A 21,669-nucleotide genomic window follows, 5' to 3' on the forward strand; every position below is an offset into this window, starting at 1 on the left:
AGAGGTATTTGATGCGACGTCGCCCCTCACCTTCTGGATCATCATGATGAAGAAACTCGGCCTCGCCCTTGTCCTCCTGGCGCTGTTTCCCTCACTGGCGCAGGCCCAGCGCCGCCCGGCCCTGCCCGATCCGAATTCGCGGGCGACCGAATGGGCGCCGGTCGACAAATCCCTGACGGTCCTGCTGGATGAAGGCTGGAAGATCATCTCGTTCAACGACTATCAGACCGAGATGTTCAGCCAGAACGTGAGCGCCTACACCTTCATTCTATCGAATGGCGGCAAATACATTCTGTGCTTCATTGAGAACCCGGAAATCAACAACGCCAACTCCAAGTGCCGCGCGCTGAACTGACCGGCTGAACGCCCCGCCTGACGGGCCGCAGACGCCTGCGGATGGTCCTCTGCGCGGGGCGCGACAAGGGGCCGCAAGGGACCGGATGATCTGAAGCGCGATTTCGCGCCACCTCCGAATAATATTCGGAGCGCTACCTCTTATCCCGACTGGCCAAGCCCCCGCCTGCCTCGCTAGCTTCAGCCATCTGTATCCGATTTGAGGGCTGTGGGGCTTTTCATGAAGCGTATCCTGTTGACCACCGCTGCGGCTTTGACCGTGGCCTTTCCGGCGTTCGCCCAGGCGCCCGCCGCCGGCGGTGGGGACGCGGCGCCCAAATGGGACGTCCAGCATCCCATCGGCGCCCAGCGCAATGTGAACATCAACGTCGACGAAGGCACCTGGATGGCCGTCGACGTCAGCCCCGACGGGCGTGAGGTCGTCTTCGACCTGCTGGGCGATATCTATGTGATGCCGATCACCGGCGGCGACGCCCGCCCGATCGCCTCGGGCGTGTCATGGGACATGCAGCCGCGCTATTCGCCGGACGGCCGCTTCATCGCCTTCACCTCGGACCGCGGCGGCGGCGACAACCTGTGGGTCATGGACCGCGACGGCTCCAACCCGCGTCAGGTGTCGAACGAAAGCTTCCGCCTGCTGAACTCCCCGACCTGGACGCCGGACAGCCAGTTCATCGTCGGCCGCAAGCACTTCACCTCGTCGCGCTCGCTGGGCGCGGGCGAGATGTGGATGTACCACCGCGCGGGCGGCGGCAGCGGCGTGCAACTGACCGAGCGCCGCACCCAGCAGAAGGACACGGGCGAGCCCGCCTTCTCGCCCGACGGCCGCTATATGTATTTCAGCGACGACGCCACGCCGGGCGGCGTCTTCGACTACTCCAAGGACCCCAACACCCAGCTCTATGTGATCCGCCGACTGGATCGCGAGACGGGCGAGATCAAACCCTTCGTCACCGGCCCGGGCGGCTCGGTGCGGCCGACGCCGTCGCCGGACGGCAAGTCGCTCGCCTTCGTGCGCCGCGATCGTTACCAGTCGGTGCTCTACGTCATGGACCTGGAGTCCGGGCGCGAGACGCCGATCTACAACGCCCTGGACCGCGACATGCAGGAAACCTGGGCCATCCACGGCGTCTATCCGGGCTTCGCCTGGACGCCGGACAACGGCTCCATCGTCATCTGGGCGGGCGGCAAGATCCGCCGCATCGACGTGGCCTCCAAGGCCGTCAGCGACATCCCCTTCCGCGTCACCGACACCCGTCAGGTGCAGGAAACGGCCCGCTTCCCCGTCGAGGTGGCGCCGGACCAGTTCGACGTGAAGATGATCCGTTGGGCGCAGACCTCGCCGGACGGCTCCAAGGTCGTGTTCGAGGCGCTGGGCAATCTGTGGGTTCGCGACCTGCGTAACGGCGTGGCCGGAACGCCCCGCCGCCTGACGCGCCAGAGCGACCATTTCGAGCTGTATCCCTCGTGGTCGCGTGACGGCCGCTCGATCGTCTACACGACCTGGAACGACGAAAAGCTGGGCTCCATCCGCGTCATCCCCGCCGCGGGCGGCGAAGGCCGGACCATCACGACCAACCCGGGCCACTATCTGGAGCCGCGCTTCTCGCCGGATGGCCAGACAGTCGTCTATCGCACCTCCAGCGACGGCTATCTGCGTTCGGCCCTGTGGAGCCGCGAGCCGGGCGTCTACCGCGTCTCCGTGCGCGGCGGCGCGCCGGTCAAGATCACCGATTCGGGCACCACGCCGCAGTTCGGCGCCAGCAATGACCGCATCTTCGTCAGCGCGCGCGACGGCGACAAGCGCGTCCTGCGCTCGATGAACCTGTCGGGCGGCGAGGTGCGCAACCACCTGAGCAGCGAATGGGCGGCCGAGTTCTCGGTCTCGCCGGACGAGCAGTGGATCGCCTGGACCGAGCGTTTCAACGCCTATATCGCGCCCTTCGCCTCGACGGGCCGCGCCATCACGGTCGGCGCCGACACCAAGGCCCTGCCGCAGACGCGCGTCACCCATGATGCGGGCGAGTGGCTGCACTGGTCGGGCGATTCCAGCCGCCTGCAGTGGTCGATGGGACCGGAGCTGTTCTCGCGTCCGCTGAGCGAAAGCTTCGCCTTCGTCGACGGCGCCCCGGCCGACCTGCCCAAGCCTGCCGAGCACGGGATCAAGATCGGCTTCACCGCCGACTACGCCCGTCCGACCGGCGTCACCGTCCTGTCGGGCGCGCGCCTGATCACCATGAAGGGCGAGGAAGTCATCGAGGACGGCGTCGTCGTCATCAACGGCAACCGCATCGAGGCCATCGGCCCGCGCGGCTCGGTCACGGTTCCCGCCGGCGCCCGCGTCATGGATATGGCCGGCAAGACCATCATCCCCGGCCTGGTGGACGCCCACTGGCACGGCCCCATGGGCTCGGACCAGATCATCCCGCAGCAGAGCTGGGTGAACTACGCCGCCCTGGCCTTCGGCGTGACGACCCTGCACGACCCGTCGAACAACAACAGCGAGATCTTCGCCCACAGCGAACTGGCCAAGGCCGGGCGCGTCGTGGCCCCGCGGATCTTCTCGACCGGCACGGTCCTGTATGGCGCGGCCACGCCGACCACGGCGGTGATCAACAGCCTGGACGACGCGCGCTCGCACCTGCGCCGGATGCAGGCCGTCGGCGCCTGGAGCGTCAAGAGCTACAACCAGCCCCGCCGCGATCAGCGCCAGCAGATCATGCAGGCCGCCCGCGAACTGGGCATGATGGTCGTTCCGGAAGGCGGCTCGCTCTACAACGTCAACATGAGCATGCTGATCGACGGCCACACCACCATCGAACACTCGGTGCCGGTGGAGCGCATGTACGACGACGCGGTGCAGCTGTGGTCGCAGACGGGCACGGCCTATACGCCGACCCTGATCGTCGGCTTCGGCGGCGCCTGGGGCGAGAACCACTGGTATGAGGTCACCGACGTCTGGAAAGACCCGATCCTGAGCCAGTATGTCCCGCGCCGCATTCTGGACGCCCGCTCGCGTCGTCCGGTGAAGACCCCGCCGGAAGAGCTGAACCACATCTCCATCGCCCGCGAATCGAAGCGGCTGATGGATCAGGGCGTCTCGGTCCAGATCGGCGCCCACGGCCAGCGTGAAGGCCTCGGCGCCCACTGGGAGCTGTGGATGTTCGAACAGGGCGGCATGAGCCCGCACGAGGCGCTGCGCGTCGGCACCATCAACGGCGCCCGCGCGCTGGGCATGGACAAGGACATCGGCTCGCTGGAAGTCGGCAAGCTGGCCGATCTGGTCGTGCTGGACGCCAATCCGCTCGAGAACCTGCGGGACTCGACCAAGATCGGCTACACCATGATCAACGGCCGTCTGTACGATAACCACATGAACGAAGTCGGCGGGCCTGAGCGCAAGCCGTTCTGGTTCCAGAGCGAAGACGGTCAGGCCTGGAGCGCCTCGGGCACGGTCACGTCCGCCGAATCGCACAGCCACACCCACAACTGATCCCGCCGCACGGCAGGAACGCGAAAGGGCCCGGCATCCGCCGGGCCCTTTTTCATGGGAGATCACCTCTCCGGTGCTGGTCCCACCCTTTCACCTCAGCTCATCCCGGCGGACGCCGGGATCCAGTAAGTGAGCCAAACGGAGACCTAACCGGTGAGCCGGGCGCCTTAAAGCCAAAGGACTGGATCCCGGCGTCCGCCGGGATGAGCGGGGATAAGAGACACAGCTCAAAACAAGCCGGAGGATGGCCGAGGGGCGGCCTTTCGCCCTTACGCCCACCGCACAATGAGAGCGGCTGAGCCTACTCCCCCACGCCCCGCACAGACGCTTCCAGCAGGGCGTTACGGCGCGCCGCACGCCCCTTCATCCAGCGCATGGCCAGCACCAGCGCCAGAACCACTACGCCGAAGGCCAACAGCCACAGGGTCGGATTATGCGCCTCGGTCATCATCTCCAGCCGCGCCAGCCCTCTGGCGGCCAGATAGCCGGGCGCCAGCATGGCCAGCACCCAGACGAAGGCGGAGGTGACATTGGCGATCTGGAACACGCGCTGGCGCATCTGCAGCACGCCCACCATCACCGGCACAAAGGCGCGCAACGGCCCGAAGAAGCGGCCGATGAAGATGGAAGCCACGCCGTAGCGGCGGCAGTAAAGGCGCGTCCACGCCAGCTTGCGGCGATGCGGAACCAGCAGATGGTGACGCAGAACGCGCGTCCCCAGCTTGCGCCCGATCCAGTAAGAGATGGCGTCGCCCAGAACGGCGCCGATCACGCACCCGGCGATGACGGTGAAGGGGTCCAGCACCCCGGCGGCCACCAGACCGCCCGCCGCGACCAGCAGCCCGGTCGCAGGCACGAAGGCGCCGATGACGACCAGCGACTCAAAAAAGGTCACAAGACCCAGAATCACCCCGGCCCACATGGCGTTGCGGGCGATGAATTCGGCGGCCGAGGTGAGTAAGCTGTCCATACTGATCCTTTGCCCGAGGGCATATGGGATCAGCACATAGAAAGGAAATGCGGCGATGCGACGCCATGGGGTAAAAAGCGCATTCCGTGACCCTCAGGACGCACTTTTCTGACGAAGACGCCCTTAACGACCCGCGTCTTCGACCGTATCGCGCCGCTCATCGTCCGTATTGAAGGGGCGGCTGCGCCGATCATCATCGCGACGGCTGCGCAAGCTCCACGGACCGGGCGCCGCGCCATAGGCGTCACGCCAGCCATAACCGCCGAACCCGTAACGCCCCGCGCCGAATCCATAGGGATCGAAACCATAGGGGCCGTAACCGTAGCCATAGGCCCACGGCGCGTTCTTCGTCTGGCTGAAGCTGAGATTCAGCGTGCCGCTCTCACCCAGAGGCAGGGAGACGCTGGCGCCGAAATCCTGATAGCCGCCGGTGCCGATTCCGGCGCTGACCTGACCATGCATCTTGCGCGGCGCGGCCTCTTCCCAGGCGTCGGCCCAGGTTTCGACCGGACGGGCGTCGCCGCGGCGCTCGCCCAGCCAGCGGGAAATCTGCTGTTCCGTATTCAGGCCATGCGGCGCCGCCGTCTGCAGGGTCACGGCGGGCGAGGCCTCGGTCACCGTCTCGGCCAGGGCGGCGGCCGTCGCGGCCGGCACGGCGCCCGAACCGTTGCGCGGCGCGGTCGAAACGACGCCTTCCGGATCGCTGGCGGCCAGCAGGAGGGAGGCGGCCATGAGTTCAGTCAGCATTCGCTTATGCTCCCGTTCCGCACCACACTACTCTCAAATGCGGCCAAGGTCAGGCCGTCCCGTCGCCGCGCCCCAGCGGGTCGGCCAGCGGCGCCCCCTCGGCCACGAAACTGAGGGCGACCGAGTTGATGCAGTAACGCAAGCCGGTCGGCGGCGGACCGTCCGGAAAAACATGGCCCTGATGGCTGTCACAGCGGGCGCAGCGCGTCTCGACCCGCACCATACCATAGGTTTCATCGCGCACGGCGCGGACGTGGGCCGGATCGACCGGCTCGTTAAAACTGGGCCAGCCGGTGCCGCTTTCAAACTTGGTCGCCGAGCGGAACAGCGGCAGGCCGCATTCGCGACAGCAGAACACCCCTGCCCGCTTTTCATGCAACAGCGTCCCGCAGAAGGGCGCCTCGGTGCCGTGGGCCAGAAGCACGCGCTTTTCTTCCGGCGACAGATCGGCCTCCAGCGCCACGCGCTGGCTGTCGGTCGGCGGCGTCAGGTCATAACCGGAGGCGGAACGCATCGGAGCGGCGGTTTCAGTCTGGGTCATCCCCAGAAGATAGGCGGCCCTGCGCCTGCATTCCAGCATGGCCGCAAACGGCCGCAGGCGCGCCCTTAACCGAGACGCCGGTCATTGACGTTTGCGCGACCGAACCCTGCCTGCGGTTTACGCCTGAGCGTTTCCCGATTAGGCCCTCCACACCGCAGGCGCAAAATGCGCCGATCGCTGCCGATGCTGAATGACCGCCCCCTACGCCCCCGCGGCTGACCTTTTTCTGAACTCGACGGGGCGCATCGGCCGTATCCGCTTTCTGGCGGGCGCGGCCTGTCTGATCGGCGTCTGGGCGGCGGTCGATCTATGGCCGTCCACGCCGTTGTGGCTGCATCCGGTGGTCGCTGCGGGCCTGATCTACGGCGGCTTCTGCGTCCTGTCCCAGCGCCTGCACGATCGGGGTCGTTCAGGCTGGTGGAGCGGGCCGATCCTGCTGGCCTTCAGCCTGGCGTGGCCCCAGCCGCAGACGGCGCTGGCGTGGATCGCCGCCGCCGCGCTGGCCCTCGTGGCCTTCGATCTGGCGATCCTGCCGGGCCAGAAGGCGTTCAACCGCTACGGCGCCGCACCGGACGCCCGCCGTCAGAGCGGCGCCACACCCGCCTGAACCGGACCGAACACCCGCTGGAAGGACGACTTCAGCGCATCGTCCGCCTCGTCCATCGTCGCCAGCACGCCCAGATCGACCAGGCTGGTCACGCCGTGTTCGGTGATGCCGCACGGCACGATGCCGCCGAAATGGTCGAGATCCGGCTCCACGTTCAGGCTGATGCCGTGGAAGCTGACCCATTTGCGGACCTTGACGCCGATGGCGGCGATCTTGTCCTCGCGGCTCCAGCCCGCGCCCTTGCGCTCGACCCAGACGCCGACGCGGCCCTCGCGCATACCGGCCTCGACGCCGAAGCGGTCCAGGGCGCCGATGATCCAGTCCTCCAGCCCGTGAACGAAACCGCGCACGTCCTTGCCGCGCTTGTTCAGGTCCAGCATCACATAGGCCACGCGCTGGCCCGGCCCGTGATAGGTGAACTGCCCGCCCCGCCCCGTGCGGTGGACCGGAAAGCGGTCGGGCGCCAGCAGGTCGTCGTCCTTGGCCGAAACGCCTGCGGTATAGAGCGGCGGGTGTTCCAGCAGCCAGACCAGCTCCTCGGCCTCACCGGCGGCGATGGCGGCGACGCGCGCCTCCATGGCGGCCTCGGCGGCGGCGTAGTCGACATAGCCGGAAGACAGCGCCCACTGGACGGGGCGGTCATCCTCGCGAAACAGGCGGCGTTGGGAAGAGTTTAACGGGTCGGCAAGCATGATGCCCTCAATGTGGGGCCGAACGCGGCGGCGCAAGGGCCGCCCGTTGATTTGCGAGTATCGTCTTGAGCCAGATCGAAGCCGTCGATGTCGAGATTTCGGTCGTGCTGGGCCGTTCGGTCCTGCCGATGCAGCAACTGCTGCGCATGGGCCGCGGCGCGGTGATCCCGCTGGACGCCTCGGAAAAGGACGAGGTCTGGATCCTGGCCAACAACCATCCGGTCGCGCGCGGCGAGATCGAAATCCGCGACGACCGCATCGCCATCACGGTGACGCGCCCGGCGGATGTCTATGACTTCATGGCCGGAGCCGCCTAACCCTTCCCTCTCCCGGCGGGAGAGGGCTTGAGCGCACGAGAGCGTAGCGATCGTTCTTGCGCGAAAGGGTGAGGGGCTTGTCCCGTCAGTCGGCGTCAGCCGTCGCGTCGACGATCAGCCACGGCCTTCGGCCGACTTCACCCCCGAACCCTCACCCTTTCGCCTTCGCCAATCGCTTCGCTCTTGGAGGCTCAAGCCCTCTCCCATCAGGAGAGGGAATTTCGTCTGTTCCGCAAAACGCTCTTTTCTTTCCGTCGGCTCTCCGCTATTGCCCGCCCTCCGATGCGAGCGGTCGTGGCGGAATTGGTAGACGCGCAGCGTTGAGGTCGCTGTGGGGCAACCCGTGGAAGTTCGAGTCTTCTCGACCGCACCATCAGATCTGACAGGGCGAATCTCGGCTAAACACGGCTGATATCAACTCAGAGGAGGCAGATACGTGACCCACACGGACTTTGCCCCTCTGCGCCCCGAAGACCCCCATCTCGAAGATGAAGATCACGCCGCCCTCGGTGAAGACTACGCCCTGACGGCGGCCTTCGTCGAAAAGGTGGTGGACGCCGCAGACGACGGCGACGGGATGCGCCTGCGCAGCCTGCTGGAAGACCTTCACCCCGCCGACGTGGCCGATCTGATGGGCTTCCTGACCGCCGAGCACCGCTCGGTCGTCGTCCAGTGGCTGCCGCCGGACCTGCTGGCCGAAGCCCTGCCCGAGATGGACGACGGCATCCGTGAAAAGGTGCTGGAGCGCGTCCCTTCAGCCACCCTCGCCGAAGCGCTGCAGGAACTGGATTCGGACGACGCCGCCTCGGTCGTCGAGGACCTTGAGGACGACCAGCGCGAGCGTGTGCTGGCCGCCATGCCCGAGGTCGAGCGCGCCGCCATCGAATCCTCTCTGGGCTATGCAGAGGATTCAGCCGGTCGCCTGATGCAGCGCGAGTTCATGGCCGCGCCGCAGTTCTGGAACGTCGGCGACACCATCGACCACGTGCGTGCGCAGGGCGACGACCTGCCCGAACTCTTCTTCGACATCTATGTCGTCGATCCGATGAACCGGCCGGTCGGCGGCGTCGCCATCAGCCGGATGCTGCGCAGCCCGCGCACCACGCCGCTGACCGAACTGATGGAGCCGGTCAACGCCATCGAGGTGGACGTCGATCAGGAAGAAGTCGCCTATATCTTCGAGAAATACCACCTGATCTCGGCGCCCGTGGTCGACACCGGCGGGCGGCTGGTCGGTCAGCTGACGGTCGATGACGTCGTCAACATCATTCAGGAAGAGAACCGCGAGGACATCCTGCGTCTGGCCGGCGTCGCCGACGAGGACCGCTCCTCCAGCGTGATGGAGATCGTGCGCGGCCGCGTGCCGTGGCTGGGCGTCAACCTGTTCACCGCCATGCTGGGCGCCAGCGTCATCGCCCTGTTCGAAGGCACCATCCAGCAGATCGTGGCCCTGGCCGTGCTGATGCCCATCGTCTCGGCCATCGGCGGCAATGCGGGCACGCAGGCCCTGACCGTCACCGTGCGCGCGCTGGCGACGCGTGAGCTGAACAGCTCCAACGCCCTGCGCACCTTCTGGCGCGAAATGGCCGTGGGTCTGGCCAACGGCTTCGTTCTGGCGCCCCTGGTCGGTCTGGCGGCGGGCTTCTGGTTCAAGGACTGGCGCATCGGCGGGGTCATCGCCGCCGCCATGGTGCTGAACCTGCTGGTGGCCGCCAGCGTGGGCGTGCTGACGCCCCTTACGCTGGCCCGGCTGAAGTTCGACCCGGCGGTGTCCTCGGCCGTGTTCGTGACGGCGACGACGGATTTCTTCGGCTTCCTGATCTTCCTGGGTCTGGCGACCATGGTTCTGCTTTGAACCCAAACTGACGCCGTCCCGTTTGTGCGGAACAAGGCTTGCTCCGTCCCCATCGGGGCGAGAACGCCCGTATCGAATTGGGTCAATCCGTGTCCGCAGCCGCGCCGCAACGCCGCAAGGTCTCTCGAGAAGGCCTTCTGCTGATCAAGAGCTTCGAGGGCTTCCGCCCCCGCACCGTCCTGCGCCGCGACGGAACGCCCGTGATCGGTTACGGCCATTCGCGCTCGGCCCGCCCCGGCGCGACAGTGACCGAGGCCGAGGCGGAACTGCTGCTGCAATACGACCTGATGCCCATTGTCGCCCTGTTGAACGAACGGGTGCGCCTGCCGCTGAACCAGCATCAGTTCGACGCCCTGGCCAGCTTCATCTTCTCCATCGGGCTTGAGCGGTTCGAGGGTTCGGACGTTCAGGCCCGACTGGACGCCAGCGCCCCGTCCCAAGCCGCCGTCGCCCTGTCGGCGTGGCCAGAGCGCGCCTCGCCGCCGGTCGACGCCCTTTATCGCCGCCGCTCGGCCGAACGCGCCCTGTTCGACACGGCGCCCGATCAGCCTGCTCCGCTGGAGGCCCTGCTGACCGCCCCGGTGCGCGGCCCTGACGCCGCATCGGCGCCGTCAGCCGAAACGACCGCGCCGACCGCAGCCGTTATGCGTCACGAAGACCGTCCCGCGACCGAATCCGCTCAGGCCGACAAGGGCGCGGTCCTGTTCATCGGCGGCATCGGCGCCCTGGCGTTTCTGGCGGGAATCGCCGCCTTCCACCGCGCCTGGAAAACGCCTGACGCCAGCGACGCCACCGTCCTGACCGGCGCAGGTCTGGCCCTCGCGGGGCTGGTTTTCATCGGCGCGGCAGCCTGGAGTTTCCTGCGCGGATCGGCTCCGAACGAGACTCCACAAAAGAAGAAACAGTCCCGCTAACAGCAGTCTTTGCGAAACTCACGCGCGGTGCTACGCATTCAAGCATGAGCATTCCCTTCGCGCCCCAATCCATGGAATTCGGCCTCGGCGAGACGGCTGACGCCATTCGTGACACCACCGCCCGCTGGGCCGCCGAACGGCTGGCGCCGCGCGCCGCCGAAATCGACGAAAAGAACGAATTCGCCCGCGACCTGTGGCCCGAAATGGGCGAACTGGGCCTGCACGGAATCACCGTCGAGGAAGAGTTCGGCGGCCTCGGTCTCGGCTACCTCGAACACGTGGTGGCGATGGAGGAAGTCTCCCGCGCCTCGGCCTCGATCGGGCTCAGCTACGGCGCCCACTCCAACCTGTGCGTCAACCAGATCCGCCGCTGGGGCACGCCCGAGCAGAAGGCGAAATACCTACCCAAGCTGATCTCGGGCGAACACGTCGGCTCGCTGGCCATGTCCGAGGCCGGTTCGGGCTCGGACGTCATGTCCATGCGCACACGCGCCGAGAAGAAGGGCGACCGCTACGTCCTGAACGGCACGAAGTTCTGGATCACCAACGCCCCGCACGCCGAGACCCTGGTGGTCTACGCCCGCACCGGCGACGGTAATGGCGGCGTCACCGCCTTCCTGATCGAAAAGGGCATGAAGGGTTTCAGCGTCTCCAAGAAGCTGGACAAGATGGGGATGCGCGGCTCGGACACAGCTGAACTGGTGTTCGAGGATTGCGAAGTTCCCGAAGAGAACATCATGGGCGGCGAAGGGCGCGGCGCCGCCGTGCTGATGAGCGGCCTGGACTATGAGCGCGCCGTCCTGTCGGCCGGTCCGCTGGGCATCATGCAGGCGGCGCTCGACGTCGTCCTGCCCTACGTCCGCGACCGCAAGCAGTTCGGCAAGGCCATCGGCTCCTTCCAGCTGATGCAGGGCAAGGTGGCCGACATGTACGTCGCCCTGAACAGCGCCCGCGCCTATGTCTATTCGGTCGCCCGCGCCTGCGATCAAGGCCTGACCACCCGCTACGATGCGGCCGGAGCGATCCTGCTGGCCTCGGAAAACGCGGTGAAGGTGACGATGGAGGCCGTTCAGGCTCTGGGCGGCGCCGGCTACACCAGGGAATGGCCGGTCGAGCGCCTGGTCCGCGACGCCAAACTCTACGACATCGGCGCCGGCACCAACGAAATCCGCCGCTTCCTGATCGGCCGCGAGTTGCTGGGAAGCTGACGGAACCCTATGGCGGGCGGACGGCTTCCCTTTCATGCGAAAGGAGATCGTCATGCCCGCCAAGTCCGCCGCCCAACAGAAAGCCGCCGGAGCCGCCCTCTCGGCCAAACGCGGCGATACGCCCAAATCCAGGCTGAAGGGCGCATCGAAATCCATGATGAAGTCGATGAGCGAAAAACAGCTTGAAGAACTTGCCGCGACCGATCGCAAGGGCAAGCCTGAACACGTCTCAAAACACTGAAACACCCGTTGCTCAACGCCTGTGACGCCGGGCTGTCGAACAGCCTATGGCGCAGCCGCAAGCGCGTCTCTACCTTGTGTTCAGCCCTTGTTTTGAGTCACGCTTGATGACGCTCGTTTCCACGCCGCCGCCTGATGAAAGCCGCACCTTCTCCGATGTGCTGGAGCGGCTGGGTCAGGGCGATGAGCCAAAGCTGTCCCTGCGTGAAATGGTCGAAGCGTTCGGAGAGCGCGGCTTCGGCGCCGTGATCCTTATGCTGGCGCTGATGGCGCTGTTTCCGTGGCCGCCCGGCGGCAAGGCGGTCTTCTCCATTCCCATCATCCTGATCGCCGCGGAGATGGCATTGCAGCGCGAAAAGGTCTGGCTGCCGCGATGGATGCTGAAGCTGTCGGTCAGTCGCGACTCCTACCGCACGACAGCCGCCAAGGTCCTGCCGCGCCTGCGCCGGGTGGAGCGCCTGACGCGGCCCCGCTGGCCTGTCCTGACCGGCGAGGCGGCCGATGTGGTCATCGGCGTGATCTGCATCATGCTGGCGCTGATGATGGCCCTGCCTGTGCCGTTCGGCGACGCCCTGCCCGGGCTGACGCTGGCCCTGTTCGGCCTGGGGATCATTCAGCGCGACGGCGCCTTCATCCTGGCCGGTCTGTTCGGCACGGCGGTCTGCGGCGTCTATCTGGCGCTGGTGTGGGCGACGGTCGTGGCCGCCGTCACCGGCGTCGGCCACTGGGCCGCGAACCTGTTCTAGCGCGCCCGCAGACCTCAGCCCGCGTCGGTCTGACCGCTGAGTCCCTGCATGATCATGCGGTTGATGTCGATCAGGGTCGAGAAGTCGTCCTCGCCCCGCATGACCTCGGAGGTGTTGCGGTTGACGAACAGGCTCAGCGAGATGAATTGCGCCCGCATCGCCTGCGGCAGGGCGTTTCCGGGGTCCGAACAGGCGGTCGCCAGCGTCGACCAAAGCCGACGGTTCCAGTCCAGCGCATCCATGCGTCCGGCGATATCCGACTTGTCCAGGGTCGAGGCGTGCATCAGGGCGCGCGTCACCTGGCCGAACAGCCGGTATTCCATTTCACGCGGGGATTCAGCCCGCGTCGCCGCCGTCTTGTACGCCTGAAGCGACATTGCCGAGCCTTTGGTCTTCGTAATCGACGATTTTGCGGGCGCCCATCAGGGCCTTGTAATACTGGCGCGCCAGCACGTGCTTGGAGCAGGCGACGCATTCGGTCAGGATGTCCGGGTTGCGCACCGCCCCCATGAATTCGCTCAGGCGCAGGGCGAATTCATCATAGAATTTCGGCGCGTCCGCCTCGTCCAGATACATCATCATGACGGGGAAATAGATACGGCGCGCGGGCGTCGTCGCCTCTTCCGGCTGCATGATGTCCTTTTCGCGCAGGACGCTGGCCTTGTTCTGCAGGATCAGCACGCCGCGACGGTCGCCGTTTTGCACGACGGCCCCGTTCAGCACGAATTTCTCGCCGGGTTTCAGCGACAGTTTCAGGGGCAAGGAAAGGTCTCCACAGCGCCGCCTTCAGCCTGACGGCCAGCGACTGATGAACTGTAAAGCGAGGGGGTTAACCATCCCTTCCCGTTCGCTTCGCAATCGGACGTATCCGTCATCGACGGGAACACCCTGCGCCGCCCGGCCGTTTACCTTGCGGAAGGGAGATCATGATGGCGACGCCCCATTTCGACATCGAGGGTCAGGATCAGGCCGAGGTCTATGACGAAACGCATCTGGACGATGAAGGCGACGGCGACGTGTCGTTCGAGGAAGCCGACGACGTTCTGGATGTCACCCGGCCAGGTCGGGAAAACGCGTCGGGCCGTTCCGACGCCGGACAGGCCAGCCTTGATCTCGCTTCAGAGGACGACGACGCGGATGTCGACCCGCCGGGCGATGTGGAGCTGGTCTACGTCGGCCTGATGCGGAACCAGCGCGGCGCACAGGCCAGCGCCGCCCATTGGGAGGCCCGACGCCTCTCAGACGATGACATTGAAGAACTGGGCTACGGCCCTGAACAGTGAGGATATTCATGACTGAGCACAAGAAAACCAACGCCCAGCAGGACGCTGATCCGAACACCCCGCCCGCCAAGCGCACGCACCATGAAACGGGCAAGGCCGACCAGCTGAAAGACAAGGAAAAGGACGCCGAAAACCGTCAGGAAGCCCTGATCGACGAGGGCGTCGAGGAAACCTTCCCCGCCAGCGACCCGGTGTCGGCCAAGCGCATTACGTAACGCCTGTCATCTGTTCAGCCCCATCTCTTTAAGCTACCTGCTCTGTATCCCCGAATGCAGAGCAGGTCAGCCATGAGCCGCTTCGAAGGCACGTCCAACTATATCGCCACCGACGACCTGAAGGTCGCGGTCAACGCCGCCGTAGCGCTGGAACGCCCGCTGCTGATCAAGGGGGAGCCGGGCACCGGAAAGACGGTTCTGGCCTATGAACTGGCGAAGGCGCTGAACGCGCCGCTGATCACATGGCACGTCAAATCGACGACCAAGGCGCATAACGGCCTGTATGAATACGACGCCGTATCGCGTCTTCGCGACAGCCAGCTGGGCGACGAGCGCGTCCACGACGTCCGCAACTATCTGAAGAAGGGCAAGCTGTGGGAGGCCTTCACCGCCCCTGCCCGCCCCGTCCTGCTGATCGACGAGATCGACAAGGCCGACATCGAGTTCCCCAACGACCTGCTTCAGGAACTCGACCGCATGGAGTTCTACGTCCAGGAAACGGACGAGACGATCCGCGCCGAGGTCCGCCCTGTGGTCGTCATCACCTCGAACAACGAGAAGGAGTTGCCGGACGCCTTCCTGCGCCGCTGCTTCTTCCACTACATCCGCTTCCCCGACGCCGAGACGATGCAGGACATCGTCGAGGTCCACTTCCCCGGCATCAAGCCGCGCCTGGTGTCGGAAGCCCTGAAGACCTTCTATGAAATCCGTGACACGCCGGGCCTGAAAAAGAAGCCCTCCACGTCCGAACTGCTGGACTGGCTGAAGCTGTTGCTGGTCGATGACGTGGCGCCGGAAACCCTGCGTGAAAAGACGCCGGGCAAGCTGATCCCGCCGCTGCACGGCGCCCTGCTGAAGAACGAGCAGGACGTGCATCTGTTCGAGCGTCTGGCCTTCATGGCCCGCCGCGAAGGCGCCCGTCCCGGCGGCTAAGAAAAGCGCGACTGGTTTCAGCCGCCTTCCTGTCGTCTTACGATTACCGCGATTTCACTGGTCCCTGAGCGCCGATGACGCACAATCAGAGGTCTGGAGTGGAGCCGAGCATGCAACAGATCACCTGGCCCGTTATCGCCCTGGCGCTGATGACCGCCGCCTGCGACAACGGCGGGACGGTGCGCATCACCACCTCCACGACCTCGGATTCGTCGGGCGTGCTGAAGGTCGTCGACGCCCTGCAATGCCCCCAGACGCAGGGCGTGCTGACGCGCAAGGGATCGGCCCGAGCCGACGGTTCCTGCGTCTACAGCGGCCCGCGCGGGTCGGAAGTCATCCTGCAACTGGTCGCTCTGGACGGCCGCACCCAGGCCGAGGCGCTGAAGGCTTTTGAAAAGCGCCTGACGTCCGACCTGCCCGAGGCCATGGCCGAGGTCGAGGCCGAAAACGCCCGCGCCCAGGCGGAGGCCGCCCGCCTTGATGCAGAGGCCGCGCGCGCCGACGCCGAAAAGGCGGCCGACGCCATCACCGGCGACTCCGCCCAGATCAGCATGCCCGGCCTGCGCGTCGACGCCCAGGGCGACAAGGCCAGCGTGCGCCTGCCCGGTATGAGAATCGACGCCGACGGCGATCGCGCCAACATCCGCATCGGCGGCCTGACCATCCGCGCCGACGACAAGTCCAGCCGCGTCAACGTCTCCTCGGGCGACGACACGGTGAAGATCGACGCGACCGAAGGCGTCGCCCGCATCCGCACCAGCGCCTCGGGCGAGGCGGTGCGCGCCACCTTCCTGATGACCGGCAAGGAGGCCTCGGCCAGCGGCTGGCGCACCGTGGGCTATGAGGCGCGCGGTCCCTCCGGCGGCCCCATCGTCGTCGCCACCGTCCGCAGCAAGGACCGCGACCCCGACCGCCTGTTCGACGCGGCCAAGGCGCTGGTGACGCTGAACGTCGGCGATTAACCCCCATCTATCGCAACGGTCGCCCTTGATCGCGCGTTCGGTCTGAGTCACCAGCCTGAGCATGCGCAACATCAAGACCTTGGCCGAAGAACTCGAAGACGCCGGCCCCGCGCCCCGGGTCCGCAAACCCAAGCCGCCCCGCGCCTGGCAACGCATGCTGTCGGGCCGCCGTCTGGACCTGCTGGACCCCTCTCCGTTCGACATCGAGATCGAGGACATCGCCCACGGCCTGGCCCGCGTGGCCCGCTGGAACGGCCAGACCATCGGCGAACACGCCTTCTCGGTGGCCCAGCACTCTCTCGTCGTCGAAGAGATCGCCGCCCATATCCGACCGGGGCTGGAGCCGAAATGGCGTCTGGCCGCCCTGCTGCATGACGCCTCGGAATACGTCATCGGCGACATGATCTCGCCGTTCAAATCGGCGCTGGGCGCCAGCTACAAGGACTTCGAGGCCCGGCTGGAGGCCGCCATCCACGTCCGCTTCCAACTGCCGCCCAAGACGCCCCAGACGATCAAGAGCCTGATCAAGAAGGCCGACAAGGCCTGCGCCTTCTATGAAGCGACCCAACTGGCCGGCTTCACTCGCCGCGAGTCGCTGCAGATCTTCGGCGCCCCGCCGCCCGGCTATGATCTGGTGATCGAGCCCCAGCCCGCCGCCGTCGCCCAGCAGCGCTATCTGGACCGCTACCGGGTTCTGGCCGAAGCTGTCGGCATCCTGCCCGGCGCCGACGCCTGGCACACCGAATAAGCGGACGTACGGCACAGACGGCGGCGCAAGGGAGACGCATGGACCAGGGGCGGACGGAGGCTTCATCCTCCCATACCGGCATCCGGATCGGCCTGTCGGCGGTGATCATCGCCCTGCGGGATCGCGAGGCTGCGGTCCTGACGACCCATGCCCCTGACGGCGCCCCCGCCCTGCCCTTCGGCCCCTTCGACCCGGCGCGCGACCGCACGTTCGAGCTGGCCCTGCGCGCCTTCGTGGCCGACCAGACCGGCTTCCCCCTGGGCTTTGTCGAGCAACTCTACACCTTCGGCGATCTGGGCCGCGCCGCGCCGCGCGCTACGCCCGGCCCTGATCGCGCGCGCGAAATTTCAGTCGGCTACCTCGCCCTGACCGCCGACGCCCCCGACGGCGCCAGCTTCGACGCCAACGGCTTCAGCACCTCGGGCCGCGACGCCGCCTGGACCCCCATCTTCCACGTCTTCCCGTGGGAAGACTGGCGCCGGGGCCGCCCCGCCGTGATGGAGCGCCTGATTCCCGCCCTGTGCGACTGGGCGGGCGCAGACGCCGCACGCCGGGGCCGCATCGACGCCCTGTTCGCCCTCGCCCCCGGCGCCCGCTGGAACGAGGAACGGGTGCTGGACCGCTATGAGCTGCTTTATGAAGCCGGTCTGGTCGAGGAAGCCGCGCGCGACAACGGCCGCTCCGCCCCGGCGGCGCTGGGCGACCTGCCCATGACCTCGGACCACCGCCGCATCCTGGCCACCGGCGTCGCCCGCCTGCGCAGCAAGCTGAAGTACCGCCCCGTCCTGTTCGACCTGACGCCGACGACCTTCACCCTGTCGACGCTGCAGGCGGCGGCCGAGGCGGTGGCGGGCCTTTCGCTGCACAAACAGAACTTCCGCCGCGGCGTCGAACGCACCGGCCTTGTCCAGCCGACCGGCGTCTTCACCAGCGACACGGGCGGCCGCCCGGCCGAACTGTTCCGCCACATCCGGCCCGAACCGGGCGACGGCGCCGCCTTCGGCCTGTCGCTTCCCGGACAGCGTTGATCGGCCGTTCAAATTTCTTCGCCCTGATGGCTTGCAGCCGTCGCAGCCTTTGATTAGAGAAGCCGCTCGCTCAGCCCCATTAGGGACTTTCGGCCTGCGGAGAGGTGGCAGAGTGGTTGAATGTACCGCACTCGAAATGCGGCGTACGTGGAAGCGTACCGGGGGTTCGAATCCCCCCCTCTCCGCCACAAACTTTCAGTAAAAATCAATACTTTGATCCACCCTAACGGGCCCGGCGGCGCATTCGCTTGCGATCTCCCATCAGGCCGCGTTCACGCATCTGACCGGGCCGACAGCGGGAATAGCAGGTCGATGAAGCGTTCGGCTGTGGGGCGGGGTTCGTGGTTGGCCAGGCCGGGGCGCTCGTTGGCCTCGATGAAGGCGTAGTGGGGCTGGTCCGGGGCCGTGACCATCAGGTCAATGCCGGTCACAGGGATATCGATGGCGCGTGAGGCGGCTATCGCCGCCTCGATCAGGGTCGGGTGGACCTCGTCGGTGACGTCGTGGATGGTGCCGCCCAGATGCAGGTTGGCCGCCTTGCGGACCAGGACTTCCGTTCCCTCGCTCGCGACATCATCAAGAGCGTAACCCGCCTCGGCCAGGGTGCGCTCCGTCTCGGCGTCGATCGGGATGGAGGATTCGCCGCCTGTGGCCGCCGCGCGCCGACGGCTCTGGTGTTCGATCAGCGCGCGCAGGGTCGAGCGTCCGTCCCCCACAACGCGCGGCGGGCGACGCACGGCGCAAGCCACGACCTCATGGTCGATGACGATCAGGCGCAGGTCCTCGCCTTCTACCTGTTGCTCGATCAGAACCTCGGGACAGATGCGTCGCGCGCGCAACAGGGCCGCCTGCACGTCCGCCATGGTCTTCAGTCCCACGGCCACGCCCTTGCCCTGTTCGCCGCGGGCCGGTTTGACCACGAGCGCGCCCCAGGCCTCCAGCGCCGCGTCGATGGCGCTGAGGTCGTCCGGGTCGATCCGCTGCGGCACGCGCACGCCGGCCTCTTCCACGATGCGGCGTGTCACCCGCTTGTCGTCGCAGATGCTGAGGGCGACGGCCGAGGTCAGTTCGGACAGGCTTTCACGACAACGCACGGAACGGCCACCCCAGGTCAGGCGGAACAGCCCGCCTTCCGCGTCGATGATGTCGGTCTGGATGCCCCGGCGCCGGGCCTCGTCGACGATGATCCGAGCATAGGGGTTGAGGGCGTGGTCATCGCCCGGACCGACGAACAGGGCCTCATTGATCGGGTTCTTTCGCTTGACGCCGAAGAAGTGGACGCGCCGGAACCCCAGCTTCTCATACAGGGCGATCGCCTGGACGTTGTCGTGCATGACCGACAGATCCATGTGGGCGAGACCCTGCGTCTTGAAGTGTTCGGCCAGGCGGCGGACCAGGGCCTCGCCGATCCCCGGCTGGGTCGCCTGAGGATCGACCGCCAGACACCACAGGGAAGAGCCGTTCTCAGGGTCGGCGAAGGCCCGCGCATGATTCACCCCCGTCACCGTGCCGATCACCGCGCCGGTCGCCAAATCCTCGGCGACGAAATAGGTCAGGCTCCGCTCATCCCGGCGCGACCAGAAAAACTCGGGCGGAACCTGAACCATGCGGCGTTTGGCGTAGATGTCGTTAACCGCATGGGCGTCCGCTTCGGACGTCAGGCGCCGGACGGTGAAGCCACGCGGCTGGCGTCGACCGGGCCGATAGGTCGCCAGCTCCAGCCGATAGGTGTGCGACGGATCAAGAAACACCTCCTGCGGGGCCGAGGCCAGCAGGACATGAGGGTTGCGGACATAGAAGGCGATGTCGCGGCGATCGGGGCCTTCGGCGCGCAGGGCCTCGATCAGGGGCGCCGCCGTCTCGAAGGTCTGGGCGAACAGAAGCCGTCCCCAGCCGCAGTCCAGCACCGCATCGCGCACCGGCTCCTGCCCCGTCGTGACCGGAGGCTTCAGCCCTTCGTGACGCAGGCGTTTCAACCGGTGCGCCTTGGGCCGGGCGAGGCGAAGATCAGACGCCATGGTGTTGCATCCACATTTCGAGCACGGCGACCTGCCACAGTTCTGAACCGCGCAAGGGGGTGATATGGCCGGTCGGGTCGGCGAACAGCCTGTCCAGCCACGCCGGGTCGAACAGGCCGCGATCGCGCGCCGCCTGATTGGTCAGGGTCTGGCGCACCATGTCGAGATACGGCCCCTGAATGTATTTGAGCGCGGGCACGGGGAAATAGCCCTTCTTGCGGTCGATGACGGCGGAAGGAACGACGAGGCGGGCGGCCTCCTTGAGCACGCCCTTGCCGCCCTGCGCCAGCTTGTGCTCGGGCGGGATGCGTCCGGCCAGTTCGACCAGATCGTGATCCAGGAAGGGGACGCGCGCCTCCAACCCCCAGGCCATCGTCATATTGTCGACCCGCTTCACCGGGTCGTCGACCAGCATCACCTGACTGTCGAGACGCAGCGCCTTGTCGACCGGCGTCTGCGCGCCTTCTTGTGCGAAATGGGCCTCGACCAGGGCCCGGCTGACGTCGACATCGGCCATATAGGCGCCGTTCAGTTGCGTCTTCAGCGTCTCATGGCTGCGGTCGAAGAAAGATCGGGCATAGGTTGCGACCGGATCGGCGGCGTCGACCATGGGCGGATACCAGTGATAGCCGCCGAACACCTCGTCCGCGCCCTGACCGGACTGAACGACCTTGATGTGTTTCGAAACCTCCTGACTGAGCAGGTAGAAGCCGACGTTGTCATAGCTGACCATCGGCTCAGACATGGCGCCGATCGTGCCGGGCAGAGCCTCCATCAGCCGCTGGTGCGGCACGAAGATCTGGTGATGCTGCGTGCCGTAATGCCTGGCGATCAGGTCGGAATAGACGAACTCGTCGCCCTTCTCGCCATTGGCCTCCTCGAAGCCGACCGAGAAGGTCATCAGATCCTTCTGACCCAGTTCAGCCAGCAGGCCGACGATCAGGCTGGAATCCACGCCGCCCGACAGCAGGACGCCGACCGGCACATCGGCCACCATGCGCCGCCGGACCGCCGTGCGCAGGCTGTCCAGCACCTGATCGCGCCAGTCCTCGGCCGTCAGGGCGGCGTCTTCGGGCCTGCGGGTCATTTCCGGGCGCCAATAGACGTGCTCGCGCGAGGTTCCGTCCGGTTCGATGACACGCACCGTCGCGGCGGGGAATTTCTTCACGCCCTTCAGTATGGTGTGCGGCGGCGGAACCACCGCGTGAAAGGTCATGTAGTGATGCAGGCCCACCGGGTCGATCGCGGTGTCGACATCGCCCGCCGCCAGAAGCGCCGGCAAGGTCGAGGCGAACCGCAGCCGCTTGCCGCTTTCCGCCAGATACAGCGGCTTGATGCCGAAACGGTCGCGAGCCATCACGATCCGGCCGCTGTCGCGCTCATGCAGGACGAAGGCGAACATGCCCTTGAAGCGCTCGACGCAGGCCTCGCCCCAGGCCTTCCAGGCCTTGATGATGACCTCGGTGTCGCCGTGCGAGAAAAAGCGGAAACCCAGTCCCTGCAGTTCTTCGCGCAGTTCGGGATAGTTGTAGATACAGCCGTTGAAGGCCAGGGTGACGCCCAGGTCGGCGTCCACCATCGGCTGCTGCGCCTTTTCAGACAGGTCGATGATCTTGAGGCGTCGATGCCCCAGCCCCACCGCACCGCGCATCACGATGCCGGACCCGTCCGGCCCCCGAGGCGAGAGGGCGTCCGTCATCCGCTGAACCGCGCCGGCGTCGGCGGGGCGCCCGTCGAAGTTGATCTCGCCGCTAAGACCGCACATGGGTCCTCCTTGAATTATGGATGCAGCGCGTAC

Annotated in this window: 23 protein-coding genes and 2 tRNA genes; 17 read left to right on the forward strand and 8 right to left on the reverse strand. The window is 66.5% G+C overall.

Going from position 1 to position 21,669, the window contains the following annotated elements:
* The first annotated feature begins 43 nt into the window (after positions 1-43).
* Both ABE454_RS12065 and ABE454_RS12070 read left to right on the forward strand, forming a co-directional pair.
* The gene (locus ABE454_RS12065) at positions 44-355 is read left to right on the forward strand and encodes a hypothetical protein (protein ID WP_346531983.1); all 312 of its coding nucleotides are present in this window, start codon (positions 44-46) and stop codon (positions 353-355) included.
* A 219-nt stretch (positions 356-574) separates the two neighbouring features.
* On the forward strand, positions 575-3,847 hold the full coding sequence (locus ABE454_RS12070; RefSeq protein WP_346531985.1) for an amidohydrolase family protein: 3,273 nt from the start codon (positions 575-577) through the stop codon (positions 3,845-3,847).
* 301 nt (positions 3,848-4,148) lie between these two features.
* On the opposite strand, the gene ABE454_RS12075 is transcribed toward ABE454_RS12070, so the two are convergent.
* The 3 genes from ABE454_RS12075 to msrB form a co-directional block, all read right to left on the reverse strand.
* A complete protein-coding gene (locus ABE454_RS12075) occupies positions 4,149-4,817 on the reverse strand; it encodes a DedA family protein (protein ID WP_346531987.1) in 669 nt (222 codons plus the stop codon).
* Between the two features lie 123 nt (positions 4,818-4,940).
* Positions 4,941-5,564 (reverse strand): hypothetical protein, encoded by a 624-nt coding sequence (locus ABE454_RS12080; protein ID WP_346531989.1) that lies wholly within the window; start codon positions 5,562-5,564, stop codon positions 4,941-4,943.
* Positions 5,565-5,613: 49 nt separating this feature from the next.
* Positions 5,614-6,105, reverse strand: a complete 492-nt coding sequence (gene msrB / locus ABE454_RS12085; RefSeq protein WP_346531990.1) for a peptide-methionine (R)-S-oxide reductase MsrB — start codon at positions 6,103-6,105, stop codon at positions 5,614-5,616.
* 190 nt (positions 6,106-6,295) lie between these two features.
* Between msrB and ABE454_RS12090 the strand changes: the two genes are divergently transcribed.
* A complete protein-coding gene (locus ABE454_RS12090) occupies positions 6,296-6,712 on the forward strand; it encodes a DUF805 domain-containing protein (RefSeq protein WP_346531992.1) in 417 nt (138 codons plus the stop codon).
* On the opposite strand, the gene lipB is transcribed toward ABE454_RS12090, so the two are convergent.
* Positions 6,688-7,404 (reverse strand): lipoyl(octanoyl) transferase LipB, encoded by a 717-nt coding sequence (lipB, locus tag ABE454_RS12095; RefSeq protein WP_346531994.1) that lies wholly within the window; start codon positions 7,402-7,404, stop codon positions 6,688-6,690. The genes ABE454_RS12090 and lipB overlap by 25 nt on opposite strands.
* A gap of 65 nt (positions 7,405-7,469) precedes the next feature.
* On the opposite strand from lipB, the gene ABE454_RS12100 reads away from it, so the two are divergent.
* The 7 genes from ABE454_RS12100 to ABE454_RS12130 all read left to right on the forward strand — a co-directional run bounded on the left by ABE454_RS12100 (position 7,470) and on the right by ABE454_RS12130 (position 12,684).
* Entirely contained in the window at positions 7,470-7,721 is a 252-nt protein-coding gene (locus ABE454_RS12100; RefSeq protein WP_003164329.1) for a FliM/FliN family flagellar motor switch protein, read from the forward strand.
* A 288-nt stretch (positions 7,722-8,009) separates the two neighbouring features.
* Positions 8,010-8,094, forward strand: a tRNA-Leu gene (locus ABE454_RS12105).
* 63 nt (positions 8,095-8,157) lie between these two features.
* Positions 8,158-9,576 (forward strand): magnesium transporter, encoded by a 1,419-nt coding sequence (gene mgtE, locus ABE454_RS12110; protein ID WP_346531996.1) that lies wholly within the window; start codon positions 8,158-8,160, stop codon positions 9,574-9,576.
* A 38-nt stretch (positions 9,577-9,614) separates the two neighbouring features.
* Positions 9,615-10,490, forward strand: coding sequence for a lysozyme (locus tag ABE454_RS12115; protein ID WP_346531998.1), 876 nt, complete (start codon positions 9,615-9,617; stop codon positions 10,488-10,490).
* A 44-nt stretch (positions 10,491-10,534) separates the two neighbouring features.
* Positions 10,535-11,698 carry an isovaleryl-CoA dehydrogenase gene (locus tag ABE454_RS12120; RefSeq protein ID WP_346531999.1) on the forward strand — a complete coding sequence of 388 codons (1,164 nt, stop codon included), beginning with the start codon at positions 10,535-10,537 and terminating at the stop codon, positions 11,696-11,698.
* A gap of 52 nt (positions 11,699-11,750) precedes the next feature.
* The gene (locus ABE454_RS12125) at positions 11,751-11,939 is read left to right on the forward strand and encodes a DUF3008 family protein (RefSeq protein WP_346532001.1); all 189 of its coding nucleotides are present in this window, start codon (positions 11,751-11,753) and stop codon (positions 11,937-11,939) included.
* 106 nt (positions 11,940-12,045) lie between these two features.
* Entirely contained in the window at positions 12,046-12,684 is a 639-nt protein-coding gene (locus ABE454_RS12130) for an exopolysaccharide biosynthesis protein (protein ID WP_346532002.1), read from the forward strand.
* Positions 12,685-12,698: 14 nt separating this feature from the next.
* On the opposite strand, the gene flaF is transcribed toward ABE454_RS12130, so the two are convergent.
* Together flaF and flbT are read right to left on the reverse strand one after the other, a co-directional pair.
* Complete coding sequence (gene flaF / locus ABE454_RS12135) at positions 12,699-13,061, reverse strand: flagellar biosynthesis regulator FlaF (protein WP_346532004.1); 363 nt, start codon at positions 13,059-13,061, stop codon at positions 12,699-12,701.
* Positions 13,021-13,446 (reverse strand): flagellar biosynthesis repressor FlbT, encoded by a 426-nt coding sequence (gene flbT / locus ABE454_RS12140; protein ID WP_346532006.1) that lies wholly within the window; start codon positions 13,444-13,446, stop codon positions 13,021-13,023. The genes flaF and flbT overlap by 41 nt, the downstream gene beginning before the upstream one ends.
* A gap of 164 nt (positions 13,447-13,610) precedes the next feature.
* Here flbT and ABE454_RS12145 point away from each other — a divergent pair, with 164 nt between their 5' ends.
* The 7 genes from ABE454_RS12145 to ABE454_RS12175 all read left to right on the forward strand — a co-directional run bounded on the left by ABE454_RS12145 (position 13,611) and on the right by ABE454_RS12175 (position 18,041).
* The gene (locus ABE454_RS12145; RefSeq protein WP_346532007.1) at positions 13,611-13,967 is read left to right on the forward strand and encodes a hypothetical protein; all 357 of its coding nucleotides are present in this window, start codon (positions 13,611-13,613) and stop codon (positions 13,965-13,967) included.
* Positions 13,968-13,975: 8 nt separating this feature from the next.
* A complete protein-coding gene (locus tag ABE454_RS12150) occupies positions 13,976-14,182 on the forward strand; it encodes a hypothetical protein (RefSeq protein WP_346532009.1) in 207 nt (68 codons plus the stop codon).
* A 72-nt stretch (positions 14,183-14,254) separates the two neighbouring features.
* Complete coding sequence (locus ABE454_RS12155) at positions 14,255-15,115, forward strand: AAA family ATPase (protein WP_346532010.1); 861 nt, start codon at positions 14,255-14,257, stop codon at positions 15,113-15,115.
* A 110-nt stretch (positions 15,116-15,225) separates the two neighbouring features.
* Positions 15,226-16,077: a methyltransferase type 11 gene (locus ABE454_RS12160; RefSeq protein ID WP_346532012.1), complete on the forward strand. Its 852-nt coding sequence runs from the start codon at positions 15,226-15,228 to the stop codon at positions 16,075-16,077.
* A 154-nt stretch (positions 16,078-16,231) separates the two neighbouring features.
* Complete coding sequence (locus ABE454_RS12165; protein WP_346532225.1) at positions 16,232-16,825, forward strand: HD family hydrolase; 594 nt, start codon at positions 16,232-16,234, stop codon at positions 16,823-16,825.
* Positions 16,826-16,863: 38 nt separating this feature from the next.
* Positions 16,864-17,853 (forward strand): NUDIX hydrolase, encoded by a 990-nt coding sequence (locus ABE454_RS12170; protein ID WP_346532013.1) that lies wholly within the window; start codon positions 16,864-16,866, stop codon positions 17,851-17,853.
* 98 nt (positions 17,854-17,951) lie between these two features.
* Positions 17,952-18,041, forward strand: a tRNA-Ser gene (locus ABE454_RS12175).
* Positions 18,042-18,125: 84 nt separating this feature from the next.
* Here the strand turns inward: ABE454_RS12175 and ngg are convergent.
* Together ngg and ABE454_RS12185 are read right to left on the reverse strand one after the other, a co-directional pair.
* Complete coding sequence (ngg, locus tag ABE454_RS12180) at positions 18,126-19,871, reverse strand: N-acetylglutaminylglutamine synthetase (protein ID WP_346532015.1); 1,746 nt, start codon at positions 19,869-19,871, stop codon at positions 18,126-18,128.
* A complete protein-coding gene (locus ABE454_RS12185) occupies positions 19,861-21,636 on the reverse strand; it encodes an N-acetylglutaminylglutamine amidotransferase (protein WP_346532016.1) in 1,776 nt (591 codons plus the stop codon). Before ABE454_RS12185 ends, ngg begins: the two co-directional genes overlap by 11 nt.
* Positions 21,637-21,669: the final 33 nt, after the last annotated feature.

It is taken from the genome of Brevundimonas diminuta, from assembly GCF_039673845.1.
Taxonomy (GTDB): Bacteria; Pseudomonadota; Alphaproteobacteria; order Caulobacterales; family Caulobacteraceae; genus Brevundimonas; species Brevundimonas diminuta_E.